Origin of the sequence: Metabacillus bambusae, from assembly GCF_017497975.1 — a bacterium.
Lineage (GTDB): Bacteria > Bacillota > Bacilli > Bacillales > Bacillaceae > Metabacillus > Metabacillus bambusae.
This window is the reverse complement of record NZ_JAGDEL010000018.1, coordinates 99,630-122,221: the sequence shown is the minus strand read 5'-3', so window position 1 is coordinate 122,221 and position 22,592 is coordinate 99,630. Positions and strand designations below refer to the sequence as shown.

General features: G+C 35.3%; 17 protein-coding genes. 13 read left to right on the top strand and 4 right to left on the bottom strand.

The features are described 5' to 3' along the window. Positions 1-250 precede the first annotated feature (250 nt). The 4 genes from I7822_RS20525 to I7822_RS20515 all read left to right on the top strand — a co-directional run bounded on the left by I7822_RS20525 (position 251) and on the right by I7822_RS20515 (position 3,242). Positions 251-394: a hypothetical protein gene (locus tag I7822_RS20525; protein ID WP_207980936.1), complete on the top strand. Its 144-nt coding sequence runs from the start codon at positions 251-253 to the stop codon at positions 392-394. A 408-nt stretch (positions 395-802) separates the two neighbouring features. Next, on the top strand, positions 803-946 hold the full coding sequence (locus I7822_RS30845; RefSeq protein ID WP_504739658.1) for an LPxTATN C-terminal sorting signal domain: 144 nt from the start codon (positions 803-805) through the stop codon (positions 944-946). 323 nt (positions 947-1,269) lie between these two features. Next, the gene (gene lmr(B) / locus I7822_RS20520) at positions 1,270-2,721 is read left to right on the top strand and encodes a lincomycin efflux MFS transporter Lmr(B) (protein WP_207980935.1); all 1,452 of its coding nucleotides are present in this window, start codon (positions 1,270-1,272) and stop codon (positions 2,719-2,721) included. A 356-nt stretch (positions 2,722-3,077) separates the two neighbouring features. Then, the gene (locus I7822_RS20515; RefSeq protein ID WP_207980934.1) at positions 3,078-3,242 is read left to right on the top strand and encodes an aspartyl-phosphate phosphatase Spo0E family protein; all 165 of its coding nucleotides are present in this window, start codon (positions 3,078-3,080) and stop codon (positions 3,240-3,242) included. A gap of 118 nt (positions 3,243-3,360) precedes the next feature. Here the strand turns inward: I7822_RS20515 and I7822_RS20510 are convergent, their stop codons facing one another. Further along, entirely contained in the window at positions 3,361-4,716 is a 1,356-nt protein-coding gene (locus I7822_RS20510; RefSeq protein ID WP_207980933.1) for a helix-turn-helix domain-containing protein, read from the bottom strand. Positions 4,717-4,993: 277 nt separating this feature from the next. On the opposite strand from I7822_RS20510, the gene I7822_RS20505 reads away from it, so the two are divergent. The 6 genes from I7822_RS20505 to I7822_RS20480 all read left to right on the top strand — a co-directional run bounded on the left by I7822_RS20505 (position 4,994) and on the right by I7822_RS20480 (position 12,550). Continuing rightward, positions 4,994-5,548: a DNA-binding protein gene (locus I7822_RS20505; RefSeq protein WP_207980932.1), complete on the top strand. Its 555-nt coding sequence runs from the start codon at positions 4,994-4,996 to the stop codon at positions 5,546-5,548. A 335-nt stretch (positions 5,549-5,883) separates the two neighbouring features. Next, positions 5,884-6,864 carry an HD-GYP domain-containing protein gene (locus I7822_RS20500; protein WP_207980931.1) on the top strand — a complete coding sequence of 327 codons (981 nt, stop codon included), beginning with the start codon at positions 5,884-5,886 and terminating at the stop codon, positions 6,862-6,864. Between the two features lie 348 nt (positions 6,865-7,212). Next, positions 7,213-8,643, top strand: coding sequence for a PTS mannitol transporter subunit IIBC (locus I7822_RS20495; RefSeq protein ID WP_207980930.1), 1,431 nt, complete (start codon positions 7,213-7,215; stop codon positions 8,641-8,643). A 228-nt stretch (positions 8,644-8,871) separates the two neighbouring features. After that, complete coding sequence (locus I7822_RS20490; protein ID WP_207980929.1) at positions 8,872-10,977, top strand: BglG family transcription antiterminator; 2,106 nt, start codon at positions 8,872-8,874, stop codon at positions 10,975-10,977. 3 nt (positions 10,978-10,980) lie between these two features. Further along, positions 10,981-11,412 carry a PTS mannitol transporter subunit IIA gene (locus tag I7822_RS20485; protein WP_207980928.1) on the top strand — a complete coding sequence of 144 codons (432 nt, stop codon included), beginning with the start codon at positions 10,981-10,983 and terminating at the stop codon, positions 11,410-11,412. A 1-nt stretch (position 11,413) separates the two neighbouring features. Further along, positions 11,414-12,550, top strand: a complete 1,137-nt coding sequence (locus tag I7822_RS20480; protein WP_207980927.1) for a mannitol-1-phosphate 5-dehydrogenase — start codon at positions 11,414-11,416, stop codon at positions 12,548-12,550. A gap of 247 nt (positions 12,551-12,797) precedes the next feature. Here I7822_RS20480 and I7822_RS20475 read toward each other — a convergent pair whose 3' ends face one another. Both I7822_RS20475 and I7822_RS20470 read right to left on the bottom strand, forming a co-directional pair. Then, on the bottom strand, positions 12,798-14,999 hold the full coding sequence (locus I7822_RS20475; RefSeq protein ID WP_207980926.1) for an EAL domain-containing protein: 2,202 nt from the start codon (positions 14,997-14,999) through the stop codon (positions 12,798-12,800). Positions 15,000-15,801: 802 nt separating this feature from the next. After that, on the bottom strand, positions 15,802-17,094 hold the full coding sequence (locus I7822_RS20470) for an aminotransferase class I/II-fold pyridoxal phosphate-dependent enzyme (protein WP_207980925.1): 1,293 nt from the start codon (positions 17,092-17,094) through the stop codon (positions 15,802-15,804). Between the two features lie 196 nt (positions 17,095-17,290). Here I7822_RS20470 and cls point away from each other — a divergent pair, with 196 nt between their 5' ends. The 3 genes from cls to I7822_RS20455 all read left to right on the top strand — a co-directional run bounded on the left by cls (position 17,291) and on the right by I7822_RS20455 (position 21,569). Next, positions 17,291-18,739 (top strand): cardiolipin synthase, encoded by a 1,449-nt coding sequence (gene cls / locus I7822_RS20465; protein ID WP_207980924.1) that lies wholly within the window; start codon positions 17,291-17,293, stop codon positions 18,737-18,739. Positions 18,740-19,097: 358 nt separating this feature from the next. Further along, positions 19,098-20,045, top strand: coding sequence for a mannose-6-phosphate isomerase, class I (gene manA / locus I7822_RS20460; RefSeq protein ID WP_307847826.1), 948 nt, complete (start codon positions 19,098-19,100; stop codon positions 20,043-20,045). A gap of 501 nt (positions 20,046-20,546) precedes the next feature. Further along, entirely contained in the window at positions 20,547-21,569 is a 1,023-nt protein-coding gene (locus I7822_RS20455; RefSeq protein WP_243459580.1) for a substrate-binding domain-containing protein, read from the top strand. A 104-nt stretch (positions 21,570-21,673) separates the two neighbouring features. Here I7822_RS20455 and I7822_RS20450 read toward each other — a convergent pair whose 3' ends face one another. Continuing rightward, positions 21,674-22,522: a TetR/AcrR family transcriptional regulator gene (locus tag I7822_RS20450; RefSeq protein ID WP_207980922.1), complete on the bottom strand. Its 849-nt coding sequence runs from the start codon at positions 22,520-22,522 to the stop codon at positions 21,674-21,676. Positions 22,523-22,592: the final 70 nt, after the last annotated feature.

Sequence of the window (22,592 nt, the reverse complement as noted above, 5' to 3'; positions counted from 1 at the left end):
CAATATGAGATAGTAGAGGTTGAAAATGAATAAATTTAATAGAATAACAGCCGTCGTATGCTGCATTGAAGAAACATCAAGGTAGAAATAAACGTTCCCTCTAAGAAATGTTTATTTCCTCTCCTTTAGTGAATTCAAAGTTTCGACAAAGTACTTGTTTGTTTTCCATAGAAAATTTTATTTTAAATGTATAAGAGACTAATAGTTTGGGAATCATGTAGATAAGAATAAAGAAGGGAGAGAAGTATAGATGGAGAAAAAAAGTGTTTTATCTGATTTTGTTAAGGGAGATCGATTTGAATTAAATTCATATTTAACTTATTTATTTGAAAAATTTAATGCTGATGATAAGGATCATTCGAAAGATTCATTGATAAAACGATGTATTAACTGAACTGAAGGGGAAAAAAGTAATGAGTAAAGAAATAGTATAAGCGACCTTTTTATTCTGATTAGAATAGAAAAGGTCGCTTTTTGATTTTATTAAAATAAAATAAATCTATCATTAACAATGCATTTTAACTAATGAAGTAAAAAGTGTATCTCATACATTTTTCACGTTTAAAATCTTCTAAACTTGGTAACAATAAAAATACAAATGTATTCCCCCTGCATTTGTCCCTAAGCTGAACTTTCAATAGTTCAGTTCTTTTTTATTCACAGCTTCTTTTAAAACCAAAACTAATTCAGGTTGATTGAAGGAGCATCTCTCGCTGCAATCAACCACACCGCATGTAAATAGCAACAAAGTTTGCGAAAACAGCCTTAGGTAAAGAAGATGAATCTAATGTAAGTCAAACCCATGTTAGAGAATCTGAAGAGGGTAAATTTGTTACCAGAAACTGCAACTAACATTTACAATAGATTATTGATAGGATATTTCTTGATAATAATTGGTTTTTCTGCTATATTTTTGTTTAGAAAGTATAAAGGTATTAATCTATAAACCTTAATTACTAATTTTTTATTGAATGAAAAGTGATCTAACAAAACAGTCTAGACTGAAGAATATTATCTTATCTCCCCACTTTATGCAGGGAGTCTATAAAACGTATAATTACAGATGTTTACTATATAACTAAATAACATGCATTTCCTCCTAAAAGAGAAGTGATTTTTCACTTCTCTTTTTGTGTTTTAAAATGCTTCTTAATTGACAGTAAACGAAAGAGTAAACTATAATTTACCGGTCGAAGAAAAAACAATATTTTACAATATAGACTGTTTTTGTAAGGATCAAAAATAACTAGTTTGAGAGGAGAATTTATTTTGAATGCAACTGCAAGTGTATCAGCTCCTCAAAGTGCTGATAAAGAGTATAAGGTAGTTCCGATTTTGGTTGCTTTTCTTATTAGTGGTTTTATTGGGTTATTCAGTGAAACAGCATTGAATATAGCATTAAGTGAATTAATTCAGGTTTTTAATACGACTGCTGCGACTGTTCAATGGTTAACAACTGGATATTTATTAACACTAGGTATTTTAGTTCCGATTTCAGGGCTTTTGCTACAATGGTTTACAACGAGACAGCTGTTTATTACGTCTCTTTGTTTATCAATTATTGGAACGTTAATTGCAGCGGTCGCACCTAGCTTTGAAATTTTAATGGTTGCCCGTGTGTTTCAAGCGATGGGAACAGCATTGCTTTTACCTTTAATGTTTAACACCATTTTACTCATTTTCCCTCCGGAAAAACGTGGTGGAGCGATGGGAATGATCGGCTTGGTTATTATGTTTGCGCCAGCTGTGGGACCGACTTTTTCTGGATTGGTTCTTGAAAACCTTTCATGGCATTGGATTTTTTGGTTGTCACTACCGTTTTTAGTGATTGGTTTGTTAGCAGGTGTTTTTTATATGGAAAACGTCTCAGAAGTGACCAAACCAAAAATTGATGTTCTCTCTGTTGTCCTATCAACATTAGGCTTCGGAGGAGTGGTGTTTGGCTTTAGTAGTGCTGGTGAAGGGCCAGAAGGATGGAGCAGTCCTAAAGTGATTATCTTCATACTTGTAGGAATTGTCTCTCTTGTTCTCTTTTGTTTGCGTCAATTAAAAATGGAACAGCCAATGATTAATTTACGGGCCTTTCGCTACCCAATGTTTACGGTGGGCGTAGTGCTCGTGTTTATTTGTATGATGGTAATCCTTTCCTCAATGCTACTACTTCCTCTTTATTTACAAGGTGGAATGGTGTTATCTGCGTTTGTAGCAGGGCTTATTCTTTTACCAGGTGGGGTTATCAATGGCCTTTTATCACCAGTAATGGGGAGGTTATTTGATAAATACGGACCGAAGTGGCTTGTCATTCCAGGCTTAGTTATTGTAGCCGCAGTGCTTTGGTTTTTATCAGGAGTTACAACTGCATCAACGATTACATTAATTGTTACATTGCACATCTTTTTAATGATCGGAATTGCGATGGTTATGATGCCAGCACAAACAAATGGGCTCAATGAATTGCCAAAGCAGTATTATCCAGATGGAACAGCGATCATGAATACCCTGCAACAGGTAGCGGGTGCAATAGGTACCGCTGTTGCTGTAAGTATCATGTCTGCGGGTCAACAAGATTATTTAGGTACAGTAGAAGATCCTGCTGATCCAATCAACATCCCAGCTTCCCTAACAGCAGGCATTCAGGATGGTTTCATCTTTGCGTTAATTGCTGCAGGAATTGCTTTGATTATTGCGTTTTTTATTAAACGTGTGCGAGTTGAGCATTAATAGTGGATTGCCTTTAGAGTTAGAGCTTTACTGAGCTTTAACTCTTTTTTTATCGTTTAGGAAATTATAAAATTCTTGAACCGTGGATAAGCGCACGACATCCAGCTCCAGCGCCTAGCCCCTCTAGGGTCTAGCTAATTTAGAATTGAAGGCAAAGAACGCCTTCTATTCTAAATCATCTTATTTGCTTAGGCTGATCAAGGCGCTTGCGCTTTTGTTCTATTAGCCATAGGTAAGGAATTTGTCGTATTAATAGAAGATATGTCGAAAGTCTTAACATTTAGTTACTTTTTTAATAATATATTTCTTATTACCTATATTTTGTGTGGGTATTACAAAATAACAGGAGGAAAGTAATGAAAATTAGAGAATTACTAGTAAATAAATTAGAATATAATATTAACAGCCTACGTAATCGAATGATTTCTATTGGTGAATTAAAGGGTCTGAACCATCCTGATACGATTAAATGTAGCCAAAAGCTAGATCTATATTTGAATAAATATGATCGTTTAAAATAACTAAAAAAGAGGCTTTTTGTGCACTCCTTATAAAAGGGGACGCTACTCCGCTATCAGCATCACCATCCTAGTTGGAAATCCTTAGTTTTAAGTTCCGTGCGATCGTTACAGAACTTTTTCAATATTTAAAAGCTGGTAAAACTAATTCGTGAAAATGTGTAAAGATAAATTGATCTTTTACTTGTCCTCGGTACAATTCTAATGCTTCCATAGCCTCGTTATCAAATTTCTTTAGTTTACTTATTTCATAAAGAATATCAGCCTTAAATATGCCTTCATAATTTGTATTGAGTGATTCAAGAGCTCGCTTAAAAAATGTAAGGGCTGTAGATGGATCATGTAAGTGCTTATTGTAGAATTGACCTTCCAAATAATTATTTCTTGCTAATAGTAAATGATCTTCAACCTGTGCAAGAAGGGGTTTTGTTTTCAAAAATAGTTCTTTGATAATAGTTGAGTGACTAGAAAGGTTTAAACAAAGAGATATTCCTAATTGAAACAGTGCTAAACTTTTTTCTTTATATTCGGCTATTTCACCAATCATAGTAAGATCATGGAAGAAGGAATCGGACAACTTTTCAAATAATACAGAATTAGGATATGAGATCACAACTGTGTAAATTGTCAGAGCCCAACCACGTAATATTCCATCTTTATCACCTGACTGCTGTAACCTTTCTCTTAGTGAAAGCAGTGTCTCACTTATTTCTTCAACGCGACCATCATCTAAAAATGTAATAAGTAGTTTCAAATACTCTATCTCTAAAGGATTAATTAAGTGCTGTTTGATCTTATTTAGATTCTTGAATGATTGAATATATTCACCAATATAAAGGTATGAAATCGAGCGATTAAAATAGATAAAATCACGTTCATCCTTTGTAATGGTTGGACTTTCTTTAGATAGTTCCAACGCCCTTTTTAAGAGTTGAAGACTGATTGAGATTTTCTTTTTGTGGAAGAAGATACTGGATAGAGCGTTGTATGCCTTTAATTTTAAGCGTAAATTATAGTTGTTGTTTTCTTCTACGTCGATTACTTTTTTGAAGGAATCTTCTGAGTGTTCGTACTGATTTGTTTGTAGATAAAACTCACCAGAAAGGAAATCATGATCAATCTGTCTACTCATAATTTGATAAGACGCTATTTTATGCTTGAAATTTGCTAGTTCAGCTTTTGCATGCTGCCAATGTTTTAAACTGATTAAATCCCTAATTTTTTGTTTTAATATGTCTAATTCTTGCATTTTTTCATTTATATCAGGATCAGAAAAGTAGTTCATCGGAATATTCAGCTTTTCACAAAACTGCATGAGTTCATCCTCTGATACGGGTATACGGCCATTTTCTATGTTACTCATCTTTCCAAGTGAGCAGATTCCTTTTGCCAGTTCACCTAATGTAAACCCTTTTATTTTTCTTACTTCTCTAATTTTCTCGCCAAGTTGATTATGTCTAGGTATTTGTTTTTTCATATATTCTCCTATAGTTTATTTCATGATTTACAGTCGGATAACATTTGATAAGGCTTGCTTTATATTTTGAAATTATTTTACCCAAGTTTTCGTTAAATGACTAGAAAATGTTTCCTTCTGTCGAAAATATGAAATTTTTGTTGTTTTATGTCTAAAAAACATTTAAAATTTCATAATGGTTGATATAATTTAATTCTGATTTCCTATAAGTTGACTTCTTTTGTATAGATATTTAGATCTATTCAATAAGAATGAACAATAAGAGTAAGGTGGTCGTATGACAAGAAGAAAATGGACAGAGGAAGAGATTGATTTTTTAAAAGATAATGTTGGGAATATGAAACTAGCAACATTGTCAAAAAAATTAAATCGAACTGAAGGGTCAATTCAAAATAAATTAAAAAGATTGAGTATATTCAATACAAAAGCTCAAACTGGTTACTTAACAACTTATGAACTTGCCAATTTACTACAAAAAGATCCTAAGTCGGTTAGAGGATGGATTACAAAACATGGGTTAAAAAGTACGATTAAGACTACCCATTCCTCTCGACAGTTCAGCTTTATTCATCCCGAGGATTTTTGGAAATGGGCAGAAAGTCATAAGGAGAAAGTTGATTTTTCTAAGATAGAACGCCAATCGATCCTTCCTGAACCTGCTTGGGTGGAAAAAGAGAGAAAACGGGAAAACCCGACAACATATAGAGTTTGGAGTATTAAGGAAGAGAAACAATTAAAAATGATGCTAACAGATGGCTATTCAATTAAAGAAGTGGCTCGAAAGTTGAATCGTTCTCCAATAAGTGTCCAACGTAAATATGAACGAATCTAAACGGATGTGCATGCAAATTGAGAAAACTAAATTATTGTTATTTCGTAATGATTGAACATTAAAAACATTCGTCTAAGGATTGAAAGGGTAAAAATGAAGCTGAAAAACTGTGAAATTTGCTATGATTTATTTGTGGAATCACACTATCATGCATACGTATGTTCTCGGTGTCAAAAAATTGAACAATCAGATTTACAAAAGATAAAGCGATACCTAAGGCAGAAACCAAGAGCAGATATTTTAGAGATACAGGAACAACTAAACATTTCATCTGAGAAACTTTTACGCTTTAAACGTGAAGGTAGAATTTAGTGGAATAAAGGAAGGTTTAACACATGCAATTTATAGATATTTCACAGTATGACCATGAAAAAATGCAATTGGCACGCCCTATTTATGACCGAATGAGAAGGGTTTTATTAGCAGCAGGACGAACCATTCACCCTAAAATATTAGATCGATTAATTGAGATGGGAATTTCCACACTAATTGTTGAGGATGCTGAGTCAGAAGGAATTACAGTGGAGGAAATGCTTGATATGCCTACATGGATGGACATCATAGCAGTTGTTCAAAAGGCATATGAACTAGCGGAGAAAAAGCAAGAACTAAACTTAGTTGAGTTACAAAAAGCAGTAGCAACGATGATAAAAGAAGTAAATATTCGCAAAGTGATTTATCTTATCCCGTCATCCTATGTTACAGACCAACTGAAGGATTACGCACACTCGGTAAACGTTGCGTTACTCTCAATCCAAATGGCAAAGAAGCTGAGCTACAACCAATTGCAATTAAGAGACCTTGCATTAGGTGCTTTATTACATGATATTGGAAAAGTATTCACTAAAGAAGAATCCGAACATCCAAAAAAGGGATTTGAATGGATTAGAACAAAACGAGAAATTAGCTTATTATCAGCACATATTGCGTATCAACATCATGAATTACTCAATGGAAAAGGTTATCCTCGAGGTCTCTCTGGCGATGAAATTCTTGAATATCCGCAAATTTGTGCGGTAGCAAATGTTTACGAAAGATTAATTTCAAGTCGGGAAACACTGCCACATGAGGCAATGGAAATAATAATGACAAAACATGAAGTGGAATATAAGGGGAAAATAATAGAAGCGTTTATTAACAGTGTACCGTCTTACCTACCAGGTACCAAGGTTTTACTTAGCAATGATAAAAGGGCGATTATCGTTGGTATTAAAGCTAGTCTTCACCGTCCAGTTATTCGCTACTTAGACAATGATGAAGAAATTGACTTAGCAGCAAATCCATCCTTGATCATTAAGGAAATACTTGTGAAGTAATCTAGTATCGTTTTACTGAGAAGTGACTTTTTGTCACTTCTCTTTTTAGTTTGCGCAGTTCGAGCAAACTTTTGGAAAGTTGCAAAATAATAAGCCAGGTTTGCAAAATCAATATAAAAAGTTGCAAAAAAAAGGACAAATTTGCAAAAATATCGTGAGAAGTTGCAAAAATATCAGCAAAATCCACTATTTATGATGAATAACTTAGTAAAAATCAGTATAAAATACCTACTTCTTTCCAAAATTAATCTTGTCAACATCCAATTCGACAAAATCGTATTTACTTTAAATTGTAGAAAGGCTGTAATCGCTTTATTATTAAGTCAAGAAATAAAAGGGGTGACTTACATGGAAACAAACCAAAATAAAGGTGACTTTCGCGTTAAGATTCAACGTTTTGGAAGTTATTTAAGCGGCATGATTATGCCAAATATAGGAGCATTTATCGCATGGGGAATTATTACTGCATTATTCATTCCTACAGGATGGACGCCAAATGAACAACTCGCAACATTAGTAGGTCCAATGATTACGTATCTGTTGCCACTCTTAATTGGGTACACAGGTGGTAAGATGATCTATGATGTTCGTGGTGGTGTCGTTGGTGCGACTGCAACAATGGGAGTAATCGTTGGCGCGGAAATCCCAATGTTCTTAGGTGCAATGATTATGGGTCCACTTGGTGGATACTTAATCAAAAAGCTTGATGGCTTATTGAAGGATAAAGTTAGATCAGGTTTTGAAATGCTAGTGAATAACTTTTCAGCTGGTATTTTAGGTGCTTTGTTAACATTAGCAGCACTAATGGGAATAGGCCCTGTTGTTGAAGGAATAAATAAAGTACTAGCTGGTGCGGTTCAAGCAATTTTTGATGCAGGATTATTACCACTGGCAAGTATTTTCATAGAACCAGCAAAGGTTCTATTCCTAAACAATGCTATTAACCACGGTATTTTAAGCCCGATTGGTATTGAGCAAGCTTCAAAAGCTGGCAAATCAATTCTTTTCTTACTAGAATCAAACCCTGGTCCTGGTTTAGGGATTTTATTAGCTTACATGTTCTTTGGAAGAGGTTCTGCAAAACAAACAGCTCCTGGAGCAGTTATTATCCACTTCTTGGGTGGAATTCATGAGATCTACTTCCCGTATATTCTTATGAAGCCGTTGTTAATCCTTGCAGCAATCGCTGGTGGAATTAGCGGGGTCTTCACATTCTCAATCTTTAATGCAGGCTTAGTTGCAAGTCCTTCACCAGGAAGTATTATTGCTTTACTTGCTATGACACCAAGAGGTAACTATACTGGTGTAATACTAGGTGTAATTGTGGCTACTGCTGTATCATTTGCAGTTGCTTCATTAATCTTAAAATCAAGCAAGCAAAAAGAAGAAGATTTAACAGATGCTACTGAAAAAATGGAAGCATTAAAAGGTAAAAAGAGCTCCGTAAGTGAAACTTTAACAAAAGCAGAAACTGTAAAAGCTACTGAAGAATTTGACTTTAACAATGTTAATAAAATTATTTTCGCTTGTGATGCCGGTATGGGTTCTAGTGCAATGGGAGCTTCGATCCTACGCAATAAAGTCCAAAAAGCAGACATAAAAGATGTAGAAGTGACAAATACTTCTATTAATAACATCCCGAATGATGCTGATATCGTTATCACACATAAGGACTTAACAGACCGTGCAAAAGCAAAGCTGCCTAATGCACATCATGTTTCAGTTGATAACTTCCTTAACAGTCCTAGATATGAAGAGATCATAAACGAATTAAAATAAACAACTGAAAAAGGGGGATGCTACTACTTTGTGTAGATGCGTCTCCCTTTTTTCGTTTCATTCGACAGAATTCGGGTGGTGACAGGCACCACAATCGGCACCACAATCAATTAAAAAATGTCAACAAACAAACTGAAAAAATCATCTTTTCATTCCTTTGAAACAACCGATCATCCACATTTATAATTAAACCATGTCAATAACTCACTTTGAAACGAGTTGATAGCAATGATTGTTTCGGCGAGAGAACGTCTCATTCTGCAATTTTTAATGGATGAGGCAAACCAGGAAGTGACAATTAAAGAACTCGCTGAGCAAATCGATGTCAGCGAAAGAACGGTCCATCGTGATTTGAAAAATATTGAGTCGATTCTAAAAGAGTTTGATTTAGAACTTATAAAGCGTGCAGGTATTGGAATTAAGATCGTTGGAAATAAAGCAAATTTGCACGAATTAAGGCTAGCGATTCAAAAGCAGGATTATAAGGAATATACCCCAGATGAGAGATTGATGGTTGCACTTTGTACACTGTTAGATCATCAGGAGCCAATTAAGTTGTTAACATTAGCAAATGAATTAGGTGTGACAACAGCAACGATTAGTCATGATCTCGACAAAATGGAACCCTTTGTACAGGAATATGGCTTAACACTCATAAGAAGAAGAGGGTACGGGATTGAACTTATTGGTTCTGAGGAAGCGAAAAGAAGGGCAATAAGAAGTCTCATTTCTGATCAATTTGATGTGCCTGATTTTTTAAAAATGGTAAAAGACAGTATTGAAAAAAAATCGACGAATAAAATTGATTCCATTTCAGAACGATTACTCGGTCTCGTTCAAAAGGAAAAGCTGATTATCATTGAGAACTTAATTAATCAAATTAATTCTCGGTTACCTTATCCTTTGGCTGATAGCTCTTATGTTGGATTAGTTGTCCATCTAGCGTTAGCCATTGAGCGAATTCAGCGTGGTGAAAACATCACAATAAAACATGAATATCTTACACAGCTCAAAAGCTCCAGGGAATTTCATTTTGCACATGAAATAGCCAAAAGGCTTGAAGAAACCTTTCAAATAGCTATTCCTGAAGATGAAGTTGGCTATATCACCATGCATTTAAGGGGAGCAAAACTCCGCTTCGAAGGGAAAATTGATATCCAAGATGAGAATGTTGAGATTGCATATCTTGTGCAACGTTTAATCGAACAGGTTGAAAACATTACTGGAAAAAGCCTAAAGCAAGACTCATCGTTATTTCAAGGGTTATTAGCACATCTACAACCTGCGATTTATCGTATAAAGCAAGGGATGAAAATTACAAACCCACTCCTTGTTGAAATCAAAAGAGATTATCGTGAGCTTTTTGATATTGTCACAAAAGCAGTAGCAAATGCTTTTCCATTTGCTGATGTACCTGATGAAGAGATCGGCTATCTCGTTCTCCACTTTGGGGCTGCGATCAATGAGCGGATAATGAAGACAAAATTAAAGGTATTAATTATTTGCTCAAGTGGTATTGGTACTTCAAAGATGCTAGCAACGCAAATAAAAAATCAAATCCCTGACATTGCAGAACTGAAAAATATTTCTGCATTTGAGCTAAAGGATATGGATGTAAAAAAATATGATATCATCCTTTCTACGATCCCGATTGAGGAAATTTCAGTCGACTATTTGCTTGTTAGTCCGATATTAACACCTGATCAATTAGACATGATAAAAGACTACATTCATCAAAAGGGAGTTACAATCACAAATAATCAAGTGAATGATAACAATGATGATAAAGCAGACATGTATGTAAGCTATGAGGCTTACAAATCTTTTACAAGTCAATCTCAATTACTTCTCGATTTATTAGAGGTAATGGAGGTATTTCAGATTGATCAATCGTTAAACATAGAAGGTATCTTATCCCATGTAAGTGAAATGCTAGTACGTGACGGACTTGTTCATGACAGGAAAGAGCTTGTGAAGGCCTTGCTGCATCGTGAGCGTATAGGCGGATTAGCGATACCTGGTACAAAGCTTGCATTGTTTCATACTAGAAGTGATGCTATTGCTCGACCTAGCTTTCATACAATTGATTTGAAGGTACCAATGACGTTAAAAGCGATGGACAACGAGATGATCAACGTGAACCGAATCCTTTTATTATTAGCTCCAGAACAAGCAGATCCTAACCAATTAGAGATTATGAGCTTTATAAGTGCAAGCATTATAGAATCACAAGAGAGTATTCATAACTTTGAAACAGCTGCTAAAAGTAGCTTAATTCAATATATAAGCCAAAAATATTTTACAAACTTTGTCCAAAATTTAAGGAGTGAATAAAACATGAGTATTTTAAATGAAGCGAACATTGTATTAAATAAAAAACTTGAAAACAAGACAGAAGCGATTAAAGCAACTGGTCAAATCTTAGTTGATAATGGGTATGTAAAGCATGAATATATTGAACAAATGCTAAAGAGAGAAGAGTTATCTTCGACATATATGGGGAACTTCATTGCAATCCCACACGGTACAGAAGAAGCGAAGGAAGCTGTTATTGAATCAGGACTTTCTGTTATCCAAGTTCCAGAAGGTGTTGATTTTGGCGGTGGGAATATTGTTAAAATCTTAATCGGTATTGCTGGTAAGGGTAATGAGCATTTAGATATTCTTTCAAAAATTGCGATTGTCTGCTCAGAGGAAGAAAATGTTGAGAAATTAGTACAAGCAAAGTCGAAAGAGGAAATTCTTCAGCTGCTAAGCGAGGTGAACTAATTTGAAGGCGACTCATTTTGGAGCTGGAAATATCGGAAGAGGCTTTATCGGCCTTTTATTACATCAATCTGGCTATGAAGTGGAATTTGTCGATGTGAATGAAACAGTAATCGATGAAATAAACAAAGAAAAGGCCTATCGTGTCATCCTTGCGAATGAACAAAAACAAGAGTTTCAAGTTGAAGGTGTATCAGGAATAAACAGTGGGCAAGCTCCAGAAGCTGTGATTCAAGCAATTTCAACAGCCGATCTAGTGACAACTGCTGTAGGCCCGCATATTCTAAAATTTGTTGCACCACTTATCGCTGAAGGACTCAAAAAACGCATGCAAGCAAACGGTCAGCCTGTAAATATTATTGCTTGTGAGAACATGGTTGGTGGAAGCAGTGAGCTTAAAAAACATGTTCTCGAAAAATTAACTGCAGATGAAACAGCATGGGTGCAGGAGCATGTAGGCTTCCCGAATTCAGCTGTTGATCGGATTGTGCCAAATCAGCATAATGAAAGACTTCTAGACGTTTTAGTTGAGCCATTCCACGAGTGGGTCATAGATTCTACTGAATTAAAAGGGACAAAGCCAGATATTAAGGAAGCTCTTTTTGTAGAAAATCTGCAAGCGTATATTGAGCGGAAGTTATTTACCGTAAATACAGGCCATGCTGCAACAGCCTATCTTGGAAATTTGGCAGGACATACAACAATTGCCGAAACAATTAGTGATGAAAAGATAAAGAAGGCAGTATTAGGCACCCTTGAAGAAACGGGCAAAGTGCTTATCGCAAAATATGGTTTTCAAGCTGATGAACACCAGAAATATATCGAAAAAATAATCGGTAGATTCTCAAATCCAAATATCATCGATGATGTCCAACGAGTAGGAAGAGCACCACTTCGTAAATTGGGTGCAAAGGATCGCTTAGTTGCACCTGCGCTTGAATACATGAACGAATTTAATCAAGTACCAGAACACTTAGTCAATGTTATTGTTGCTGCGCTTAAATTTGTTTCTGAAGAAAATCAGGAATCCTTAACACTTAAGGAGAAAGTTCAAGAAAAAGGTGTTGGACCTGCGTTTAGTGAGATTGCAGGACTTGCGCTGGATCATCCGTTAGTTGTAAAAGTAACAGAGCAGTATTAAAACGAAAAAGCTCCCCTTTTATAGTATGAAGGGGAGCTTTTTCATCGCTTAGGAAACTATATAATTCTTGTACTGTGGATAAGTGCTTGGCATCCAGCTCCAGCACCCAGCGACTAGTGACTTCCCTCACCTCTGTACGATAAGTCAACATCGACGCTTGCGCTCTTCGTGTTTCCATTATCTCCTACGGCTCAGTCCAGTCCATACGTCGCTAAACGGGCGCTTGCGCTTTTGTTCAGATGGATCTTCATGGTTTATAAAATCGTTCGAAGAAAAGGTTAAACTCGTCCTCAGGCAATGGTTTTGAGAATAAATATCCTTGCACTTCATTGCAATTTAACGTTTTTAACATGTCTAATTGTTCTTTCGTTTCAACACCTTCGGCCACGATTCTAAAACCAATTGCTTTTGCTAATTGGAAAAAGACATTTACAATGTTTTTACTTTGATCGTCAATTGTAATATCTTTTATAAATGATTTATCAATTTTTATATAATCAATTGGGAAATGCTTTAGATAATTAAAAGAACTGTATCCTGTTCCAAAATCATCGATTGAAATCTTAACCCCGAGTTTTTTTAAATCTTTTAATATTTCAGTTGCCATTTCGACGTTCATGGTCATGCTTTCAGTAATTTCGATATCTAATAAAAAAGGATCAATTCCTGTTTCATTGATCGTTTCTTCAATTAATGAAACTAGATTTGGATTGAAAAACTGACGAATCGAAATATTGACAGCGATGGTAAGTTCAGATAAAATGCCTTCTGCTTTCCATAGCTTTAATTGTTCACAAGCCTTTTTTATGACCCATTCTCCGATTGGAATAATTAAGCCCGTCTCCTCTGCTATGGGAATGAATTTATCTGGAGGTACCATCCCTAGTGTTGGATTTTCCCAGCGAATTAACGCCTCTACTCCAATGATTTTTTGAGTTGATAGTTCAATTTTGGGTTGGTAGTGTAAAGAAAATTCATTTTTTTCGAGCGCTTTGTGTAAATGGTTTTCTATATATAATCTTGCGTTGTTTTGTTTCTCCAAAGCTTCATCGTGAAATTTATAATTATTCCCACCATCTTTTTTAGCGTGATACATGGCAGCATCCGCTTTTTTCAAAAGTTCGGTTGAGCTTTTTCCGTGGTCTGGATATACGCTAATCCCCACACTTGGGCTTACAAAGGTTTCAATCCCCTGTATTTTAAAGGAATGTTCTAATGTATGAATGATTCGATCTCCAACCTCTTTTGCCGTCTCAATGGGTGAATGTTCAAGAAGGATTGTAAATTCATCTCCGCCTTGTCTTGCTATAACATCGTTATTCCTTAAACAATTTTTCAAGCGTTTAGAAACCTCTATTAATAAAAGATCGCCGATATCGTGACCATATGTGTCATTGATGTTCTTAAAACGATCCAAATCAATAAATAAAACGCTAGATTTCGTCATTGTTTGTTTGGAACGTTCTAAAACTAGTTCTACCTTTTCGTCGAATAATCGTCTATTCGGTAATCCCGTTAGCGGGTCGTGGAATGCTAAATGATTTATTCTTTCTTTTGTTTTGTAATGCTGGATGGCAATACCTGATAAATAGCTTGCTTCTTGAAGTAATTGTAGATCCCTTTCATCAGGGGAACGACATTCATCATAATAAATAGCAAACGTTCCAAGCACATTGTCGTTATCGTCTAAAAGTGGGACAGACCAACAAGCAAGCAAATTGAATTGTAATGCAGTATCCTTAAATTTATCCCAAAGTATGTTGCTTTGGGTGTCTTCAACTATGACTGTTTGTTTTGAAAAGGCAGCTGTCCCACAAGGACCAGTATTTTCGCCGATTGATAAATTATTTAAGATTTCAGCGTATTTTTCTGGTAGGCTCGGTGCAGAACCACATACTAATTTAGTGCCACTTTCATCCACTAACATGATTGCACATTTTCCGTTTTGATTCGATATTTTTTCAAAAAGCAATGTTATGCCATCTAAGACAGTTTGATACGGTTTATTTTTCGTTATCATTTGTAAAATTTTATTTTGACCATGCCGTAATGTTTCTAGCATGATTTGTTCGGTTATGTCTTTAGTTACACCAATGATCCCTTTAATCTCATGATCAATAAATATAGGAACGATTAATATTGATACTGTTTTTCTTTCCCCATTTTTAGTCCTAAGTACGGATTGGAATCTTGTATTCTTTCCACTCAATGCTTCATTAAATTGGCAACGCGTCATATCTAAAAAGTCAGGATCAATCACTTTTGAATATGATTCCCCAATTACTTCTTCACTTGTGTAACCAGTTAATTCACAAGCTGCTTCGTTAAAAAGAATAAAATTACCATCTGGTAGCATGGCATACGTGGCATCAGGGTTATATTCAAAAAAAGATTTGTAATCCTCAAACGAGGAATTCGGATAATTTAATTTGTTTCGATTGGGTAACATCTTATGTCTCTCCAATGCTTTTTGTAATTTTCATGTGATACGAGCAGTTTAAGGCTATTTAGAGATACCGATAGTGCATTTAAAAAACCGATATTCACATTGCATCGATGAAATAAAAAATAAAATGCATTCATTTTATTTTTAAGTATAAAATTCATAATAAAACATAACGATTCTTATCTCATTATGCTCGAATATAAGTAAAATGAGTATCACATAGTTTTCCCTAATTCACATGTTTCACTAGGAGGGTATTCCTATTTTTATTATAAAATGGTAAGACTAGTCCTATTCTACAAATAATAGTAATAGGTTCTCCTAAGTAAAGTAAGAAGATGTTGTTTCCAATTTAGCAATGATATTTAGTATTGAAGTAAGGCAATATTGCCTGTTCTACGATTAAGTAAGGGGGGAATTTCGGATAGTTTACTAAATACATCCCTAATAGGGTCTAAGTAATAGGGAATAACAGGAGTTTTTTAATCCTTTAGTTGTGAAAATAGCTGAAAGGTTTTGATTTGAATGGTTAGATTCCCTTTTGTTTGTAAAAAGGGAATCTATTTTGATTTTTGGAAGTAAAAGTGAATGTAGTGTATAAAGATATTTATTTTATCTTCGAAAAGCTGAGATTTATCTTCTATTCTTTAGATTTATCTTCGATTTTAAATATTTATCTTCGATTTCTCAGATTTATCGACTATTCGACAAAATTCGTCACGCGCGTACTTGATCTCCTAATAAAGACCAAACAAAAATGCCCACCAATTGAAGTCAATCGGCAGGCATTTCATTTTTAATCAAATTATTGTAAATCTGCTGCACCTTTAGCAATCAGATCAAATAATTCCTCAATGTCTGAATCCTCAACACAAGAGAACGCAATACGAAGATCTGTGGAATTGATTGAAATTGTTCCGACTCCGTATTTATCTAAAAGGTGTAAACGAAGCTCTTCTGCGTCAATGTTGTTAAGTTTAAGGCACATAAAGTATCCAGAATTAAATGGATAGTATGTCCAGTACTTTTGGTATTCTTCTTTTGCAAGTACTTCTTTTGTTTTATCTGCTCTGCGTTTCATTAGCTCAAACTTTTGGTCTTTTTCTACATTAAATTCATTTGACTGTAAGGATTGTAGAATAATCGATTGAGAAGGGTGTGAGCTACTTGAAATAGTTCCCCTAATGATTCCTTTTGTTTTTTGCTCTAAAGCATTTAGAACGGCAACACTTTTGCTAGCATATGTGATAAATCCAACACGGAATCCCCATACGTAGTTTTCCTTTGTTGCTCCATCTACTTTAATCGCAAGGATGCGTTCGTGAGCGTCAGCTAATAAGCTAAAGATTGATTCCTTAATTGAATCCTCGTAAAATAATCCAAAATACGCATCATCAATAAGTGCTACTACATTTATGCCTTCTTCAGCTGCTTCTTTAAGAACAGCAACAATTTCTTTTGCCTCAGATTCAAGAGGTGTGTAGCCAGTTGGATTGTTCGGGAAGTTTAATAAAACGACAACTTTTCCAGCTGATTTTTGCGATTGGATCGCTTCTCTTAAGCCTTCAACATTAAAACCGTCTGCTTCGTTGAATAATGGATACGTTGTAACCGTTGCTCCACGACGTACCTTAAAGGTTAAGTTGTAATTACCCCAATATTTATCTGGAAGGATGATTGGGTTGCCTTCGTCGACAAATAAGTCAGCCACAATGCTTAATCCATGTGTAAGGGCATTTGTTACGACTGGTGAACCGACTAATTCTTCGTTTAAGCTAGGGTTATCATTAAGAATTTTTTTCTTCCAAACATTTCGTAAATCTTCTTTTCCTTGTGGTGGTGCGTAAGGGAAAAGGTCCTTAGGTGCGATTTTATCACCGAAAAGATCTTGAATGTGTTGAAAGTGCATCGGTTGATTGTTTTCAGTAGCGATTCCAATTGTTGCATTGAAACGATGGGCTTTTTTCCCTGCTTCTGCAGATTGGCTTAAAATCCCCTTCGGATAAAACAATTCTTTCCCTAATTGAGACAACATATTATAGACGTGTTCGTTGTCTTCTTTCATTGAATTATTTAAAGCTTGTGCTAATTCATTCATTATCTCGTTTCACCTCTATGGAAGATAAAAATTTTGAAAATTCATTAAGAAATATTTTAACATACTAAAGAGTGTTCTCACAGTGTATTCGACAAATTATTATAAACTTCAATCTAACATTTACTGGTAGTTTATTTCTGAAATAGCGGTTTCCGCGATATACTATGTATATAACTAAAGTAAGTGAGGACCATACATGCATATTGTATCAATTTTACTTGGAATTATTATATTATTAAATATTGTTTTTGCTGTTGTTGTAATCTTTCGTGAACGAAGAGATGCTACTTCGTCATGGGCGTGGTTACTTGTGTTATTTTTTATCCCCTTACTTGGGTTTCTGCTTTACCTGCTTTTTGGGCAAAACTTAAGTCGGTATCATATGTTTCAGTGGGAGGATCGAAAAAAGCTAGGGATTGAAACATTATTAAGCAAGCAATTAGAACAAATACGGAACGATACGTTTGAATTTCGTAGTGAAACTGAGCGCGATAATAAACAGCTTATTTACATGCATTTGATCAATAATGATGCAGTGTTAACAAAAGACAATCATGTTGACCTGTTTATCGATGGGAATAAGAAATTTGATAAGCTGCTAGAGGATATCGAAAATGCGAAGGATCATATTCATTTACAATATTACATTCTAAAAAATGATCAGCTTGGAAATCGACTTATAAAGGCTTTAACCAAAAAGGCCCAGCAAGGAATAAAGGTAAGAGTGTTATACGATGATTTAGGTTCTAGAGGATTACGGAGCTCCTTTTTTGCCGAGTTACGAGCAGCAGAGGGTGAGGTGGAAGAGTTTTTTCCATCAAAGCTAAGATGGATTAATTTGCGTCTTAATTATCGCAACCATCGCAAGCTTGTGATCATTGACGGTCAGATCGGTTATGTGGGAGGATTTAACGTTGGTGACGAGTACTTAGGCCTCGATCCTAAGTTTGGTTATTGGCGCGATACCCATTTAAGGATTCAAGGTCCAGCCGTTTATGCGATTCAAACCCGCTTTATCCTTGACTGGAACCAGGCAACACATAAGAGAAATATTTCGTACCTGCAAGAGCATTTTCCAAAGCCAGTGATAAAAGGGGACAGTAGCCTACAAATTGTCACAAGTGGTCCTGATTCAGAATGGGAGCAGATTAAAAACGGTTATATAAAAATGATTTCAACTGCGAAAAAGACGATTCGTATTCAAACACCTTACTTTATTCCCGATGCAAGTGTACTTGATGCATTGAAAATTGCCTGCTTATCTGGAGTAGATGTGAATATCATGATTCCAAATAAACCAGATCATCCATTTGTTTATTGGGCAACCATGTCATATATCGGTGAAATGTTAAGCTCAGGGGCACGTGTTTACATTTATGAAAATGGCTTTATCCATGCGAAAACGATTATCGTTGATCATGAAATCTCATCTGTAGGTACAGCAAATATAGACGTGAGAAGCTTTAAATTAAATTTTGAGGTAAATGCATTTATTTATGACACTAAGATTGCCCAAAAACTTGATGAGTTCTTTCAAAACGATATCGCATTATCTCGGGAGCTATCATTAGAGGCTTATCATCAGCGCCCAAGGTTGATCCGATTTAAAGAGTCGATCTCCCGATTGCTCTCACCTATTTTGTAATCGAGTTTTATTGATTCAAGCATTGACAATTTGAGAGATTAAACGATATAGTTTATTTGAAGTTATCGATAAAGTAAATAAATTTCAGAGAAGGGGGTTTTCCTTTCTATCTCCCCAAACCCCCTTCCTACTAGACTCTGTAAAAATTGATTGTTGATTTTCGCTGCAATCAACAGTTAGTTTTAACAGGGCATTCTACTGAATTATTTTATGCTATAATGAAAGCGTTTATATGATTGCTGGATACATAGAATAATAGATGAATACAACCCATGATAGTACCGAGAAAAGATTGTTGGAACAGTCCGATGAAGTGTTACTAGTTACAAATAAGATAGATTGTAAGGAGGAGAAATATGTGATCGAGCTACTCAAATTAAAACCGGTTTTTAAAGAACGAATTTGGGGTGGGACAACGTTAAAGGATTCGTTTGGTTATGAAATTCCTAGTGAACAAACTGGGGAGTGCTGGGCGATTAGTGCTCATCCAAACGGAAATAGCACAGTTGAAAATGGACCATTTGAAGGGAAAGAATTAAGCTGGCTTTGGGAACATCATCGTGAACTCTTTGGTAATGTTAGTGGAAATTGTTTCCCACTTCTAACAAAAATATTGGATGCTAAGACAGATTTAAGTGTACAAGTTCATCCAAATGACCAATATGCGAAAGTAAACGAAAACGGTGAATTAGGTAAGACGGAATGCTGGTATATTATCGATTGCAAGCAAGATGCTGAGATGATTTTCGGTCACCATGCTCATTCTAAGGAACAGCTTGTGCAAATGATTCATTCAGGCAGGTGGGAAGATCTTTTAAGAAGAGTGAAGATCAAACCAGGTGATTTCTTTTACGTACCAAGCGGAACAATCCATGCATTATGTGAAGAGACATTAGTTCTTGAAACACAACAAAGCTCTGATACGACCTACCGAGTATATGATTATGACCGTGTCGATCAAAACGGAGAAAAAAGAGAGCTCCATTTACAAAAAGCAATCGATGTGACAACAGTCCCTGATACTGAGAATAAAGCAAATTTACAAACCGAAGTTCAAGATGGAACAAAAATAACGACATTTGTAGAAGGAGAGTACTTCTCTGTTTATAAATGGGAGGTTACTGGTGACTATCAAACTGAACGTAAAGCACCGTTTTTACTATGCAGTGTGATCAAAGGACAAGGTGAGGTAACAACTGGTCAAGAAACTCTTCCAGTTAAAAAGGGTGATCATTTTATCCTAACAGCACACACAACACAGCTAACTGTTTCAGGGACACTTGAGCTAATTGTTTCCCATCCTTGATCACCGCACTTGACATGATATGTGAACTTGTGTCATGAAAGTTTAAGCTCCTTTAGGGGGCTATTTTTTTTAATAAAGGCAAAAATAGAATAATAACGAACCCGTTTTACTAGTAATCAAGTCCTTATAGTAAGTATTTCTTTTTAAGATAATAGAGCATTTAGTAGCAAGTTACATTATAATAAATGTATATACAGGGAGCATTCCGTTCAAATTCAATTTATTTATATTAAATTAGGCTCTTTCCTAAGAGATTGTTGTTTTTCAAACGAAAACTATTTAAGGTTGATTGGAGTGGAAGTGCGAGACTCCTGCGGGTGTAGCGGGACAGGTGAGACTCATGCAGGCGTTTACGCCCAGGAGGCTCACCGCCCGCCCCGCGGAAAGCGAGCATCTGGAACGGAAATCAACCACACAGCACAACTTAGTAAATAGCAACTAAGTTTGCAAAAACAGCTTTAAATTAAATGTTTATTTCAGTGAGTGTCGGAGGTGGATATTTTGGGAAATAATGTGACAATGAGAGACATTGCTGCTCGACTTGGTGTTAGTAGTGTCACCATTTCAAAAGCATTGAATGATAAAGAAGGTGTAAGTGATGAGCTAAAGCAAAAAATCAAAGAGGTAGCTGAAGAGATGGGCTATCGCTTTAATACTTTAGCGAAATCAATGAAGGAAGGCCAAGCATATAATATTGGTGTAATCATTCCTGAGCGCTTCACGGGTGAAATACAATCATTTTATTTAAAATTCTACCAGCATATTGCAAGAGTGTTGGACCAGCATCAGTATAGTGGTATTCTTCACATTCTTAGTTCTGAAGATGAGGACCAGAATGTATTACCTAGAATCTACTATGATAAAAAAGTCGATGGACTTCTTATTTTAGGACAAATTAGTAATGACTATATAAATCTGTTAAATCGAATTGAAATCCCTATCGTTTATATTGATTTTTATAATGAGGATGCCGAGGCAGATACGGTTATTACTGACAATTTCTATGGTGTTTACGAAATGACGAATCACCTAATAAAAAATGGTCACAAAGAGATCGGGTTTGTTGGAAACATCTATTCGACAAGTAGTATTCAAGATCGTTATTTAGGATTTTATAAATCGTTACTAGAGCATAAATTACCATTAAATCAAGCTTATATTATCAATGATCGAGATGATCGTGGCAAGTATATTGACTTGGAGCTGCCCGAAAAGCTTCCTACAGCCTTTGTTTGTAACTGTGATCAAATCGCCTATAATTTAATTAATAAACTGAATTCATTAGGTTATCGTGTACCAGAGGATTGCTCAGTTGTAGGCTTTGATAATGACATTTATGCGCAAATTGCTGAACCGAAGCTTACAACGGTTGAAGTAGATATCGAGGAAATGTCGAGAACCGCTGTAAAATTAATCATTTCTAAGCTGAAAAGTAAGCAAAAGAAATGGGAGCAAGTTTCTGTAAAAGGAAAAATTGTCTACAGAAACTCGGTTATGCAATTAACTGAGTCACAAGGAAAATAAGATTATGTTTTATATAAATAAAGGGAAAGGCGGATTAATTGCCTTTCCCTTTATTATTTTAGATCCCTCATTAATGAAGTCACTCAATCACATGCTTTTTGTAGCTACTTCAATTTGAAAAACTTTTCGATTAGTGTTTTCAGGTCATGTAAAACAGGCTCATCCCTTAAATTCCCTAACATGCCTTGTATGACAGGAGTTCTTGGCGAATCCATCTCGATTTCTGCCTCTAAAACATCTAGAGTGACAATAATATCCTCGTTATCTATCTTGTCCTTAGAAAGTTTTATTTGTCTTACTATATCCTCCTTACTAGACTCTGGATACAATTTAGACAATTTTTCTATACAATCAGCTGTTAAAATAGGTTCTTCATTTGAACTGGTAAATCCAGCTGCAAGATCATCCATTCTATTAAGAATAAAACTCGCTAATTTGTGTAAATCAATGGTAGCTTTATCAAAAATAATTAGCTTTAAATAGGAATGAACAATACCTTGGAGAATCATGTTTAAGTCATAAATAAAACGGTTGATGCTCGTACCGTAAATATTTAGTAGTGATGTATGATAAAAACTTCCGATCTCTGAACTAATTTTTCTAACAAATTCTTCGACCTCTGAATTGATCGGAATCGTTTGTTCACGAGTTTGCATAATGATAAATTCTTTATTTTTTTGAATTTCTTCTAGCTGTGTCACTAGCTGGGCAATAAATGTTTCGCGTGGTGTTAAATCTTTTATTGGCAATGCGTCTAGCTTTGATTGAATGGATTGAAATTGATATTTAAAAGCTGCAAGTAAGAGTGCCTCTTTCGACTTGAAATAGAGATAAAATGCTCCCTTTGAAATACCGCAAGCATCGACGATTTCTTGGATTGAAGTTGAAGAATAACCTTTTCTAGCAAAAAGACTAATCCCTGCTTCAATAATCTTCTTTTCCTTTTCCTTCATCTTTTTCTCCTTAAGAGTTTCTAGCAATAGTAATGGATATGCTAAAAGTATTATGACCTTTTGTTCACAT

What these genes read in the sequence shown, in the direction of transcription:
- I7822_RS20490 (WP_207980929.1), top strand. Translation starts at nt 8,872, where the DNA reads ATGATTGTTTCGGCGAGAGAACGTCTCATTCTGCAATTTTTAATGGAT.
- I7822_RS20470 (WP_207980925.1), bottom strand. Translation starts at nt 17,094, where the DNA reads ATGAATGAATTAGCACAAGCTTTAAATAATTCAATGAAAGAAGACAAC.
- I7822_RS20525 (WP_207980936.1), top strand. Translation starts at nt 251, where the DNA reads ATGGAGAAAAAAAGTGTTTTATCTGATTTTGTTAAGGGAGATCGATTT.
- I7822_RS20450 (WP_207980922.1), bottom strand. Translation starts at nt 22,522, where the DNA reads ATGAAGGAAAAGGAAAAGAAGATTATTGAAGCAGGGATTAGTCTTTTT.
- I7822_RS30845 (WP_504739658.1), top strand. Translation starts at nt 803, where the DNA reads ATGTTAGAGAATCTGAAGAGGGTAAATTTGTTACCAGAAACTGCAACT.
- I7822_RS20485 (WP_207980928.1), top strand. Translation starts at nt 10,981, where the DNA reads ATGAGTATTTTAAATGAAGCGAACATTGTATTAAATAAAAAACTTGAA.
- I7822_RS20500 (WP_207980931.1), top strand. Translation starts at nt 5,884, where the DNA reads ATGCAATTTATAGATATTTCACAGTATGACCATGAAAAAATGCAATTG.
- I7822_RS20505 (WP_207980932.1), top strand. Translation starts at nt 4,994, where the DNA reads ATGACAAGAAGAAAATGGACAGAGGAAGAGATTGATTTTTTAAAAGAT.
- I7822_RS20510 (WP_207980933.1), bottom strand. Translation starts at nt 4,716, where the DNA reads ATGAAAAAACAAATACCTAGACATAATCAACTTGGCGAGAAAATTAGA.
- cls (WP_207980924.1), top strand. Translation starts at nt 17,291, where the DNA reads ATGCATATTGTATCAATTTTACTTGGAATTATTATATTATTAAATATT.
- I7822_RS20515 (WP_207980934.1), top strand. Translation starts at nt 3,078, where the DNA reads ATGAAAATTAGAGAATTACTAGTAAATAAATTAGAATATAATATTAAC.
- I7822_RS20495 (WP_207980930.1), top strand. Translation starts at nt 7,213, where the DNA reads ATGGAAACAAACCAAAATAAAGGTGACTTTCGCGTTAAGATTCAACGT.
- I7822_RS20475 (WP_207980926.1), bottom strand. Translation starts at nt 14,999, where the DNA reads ATGTTACCCAATCGAAACAAATTAAATTATCCGAATTCCTCGTTTGAG.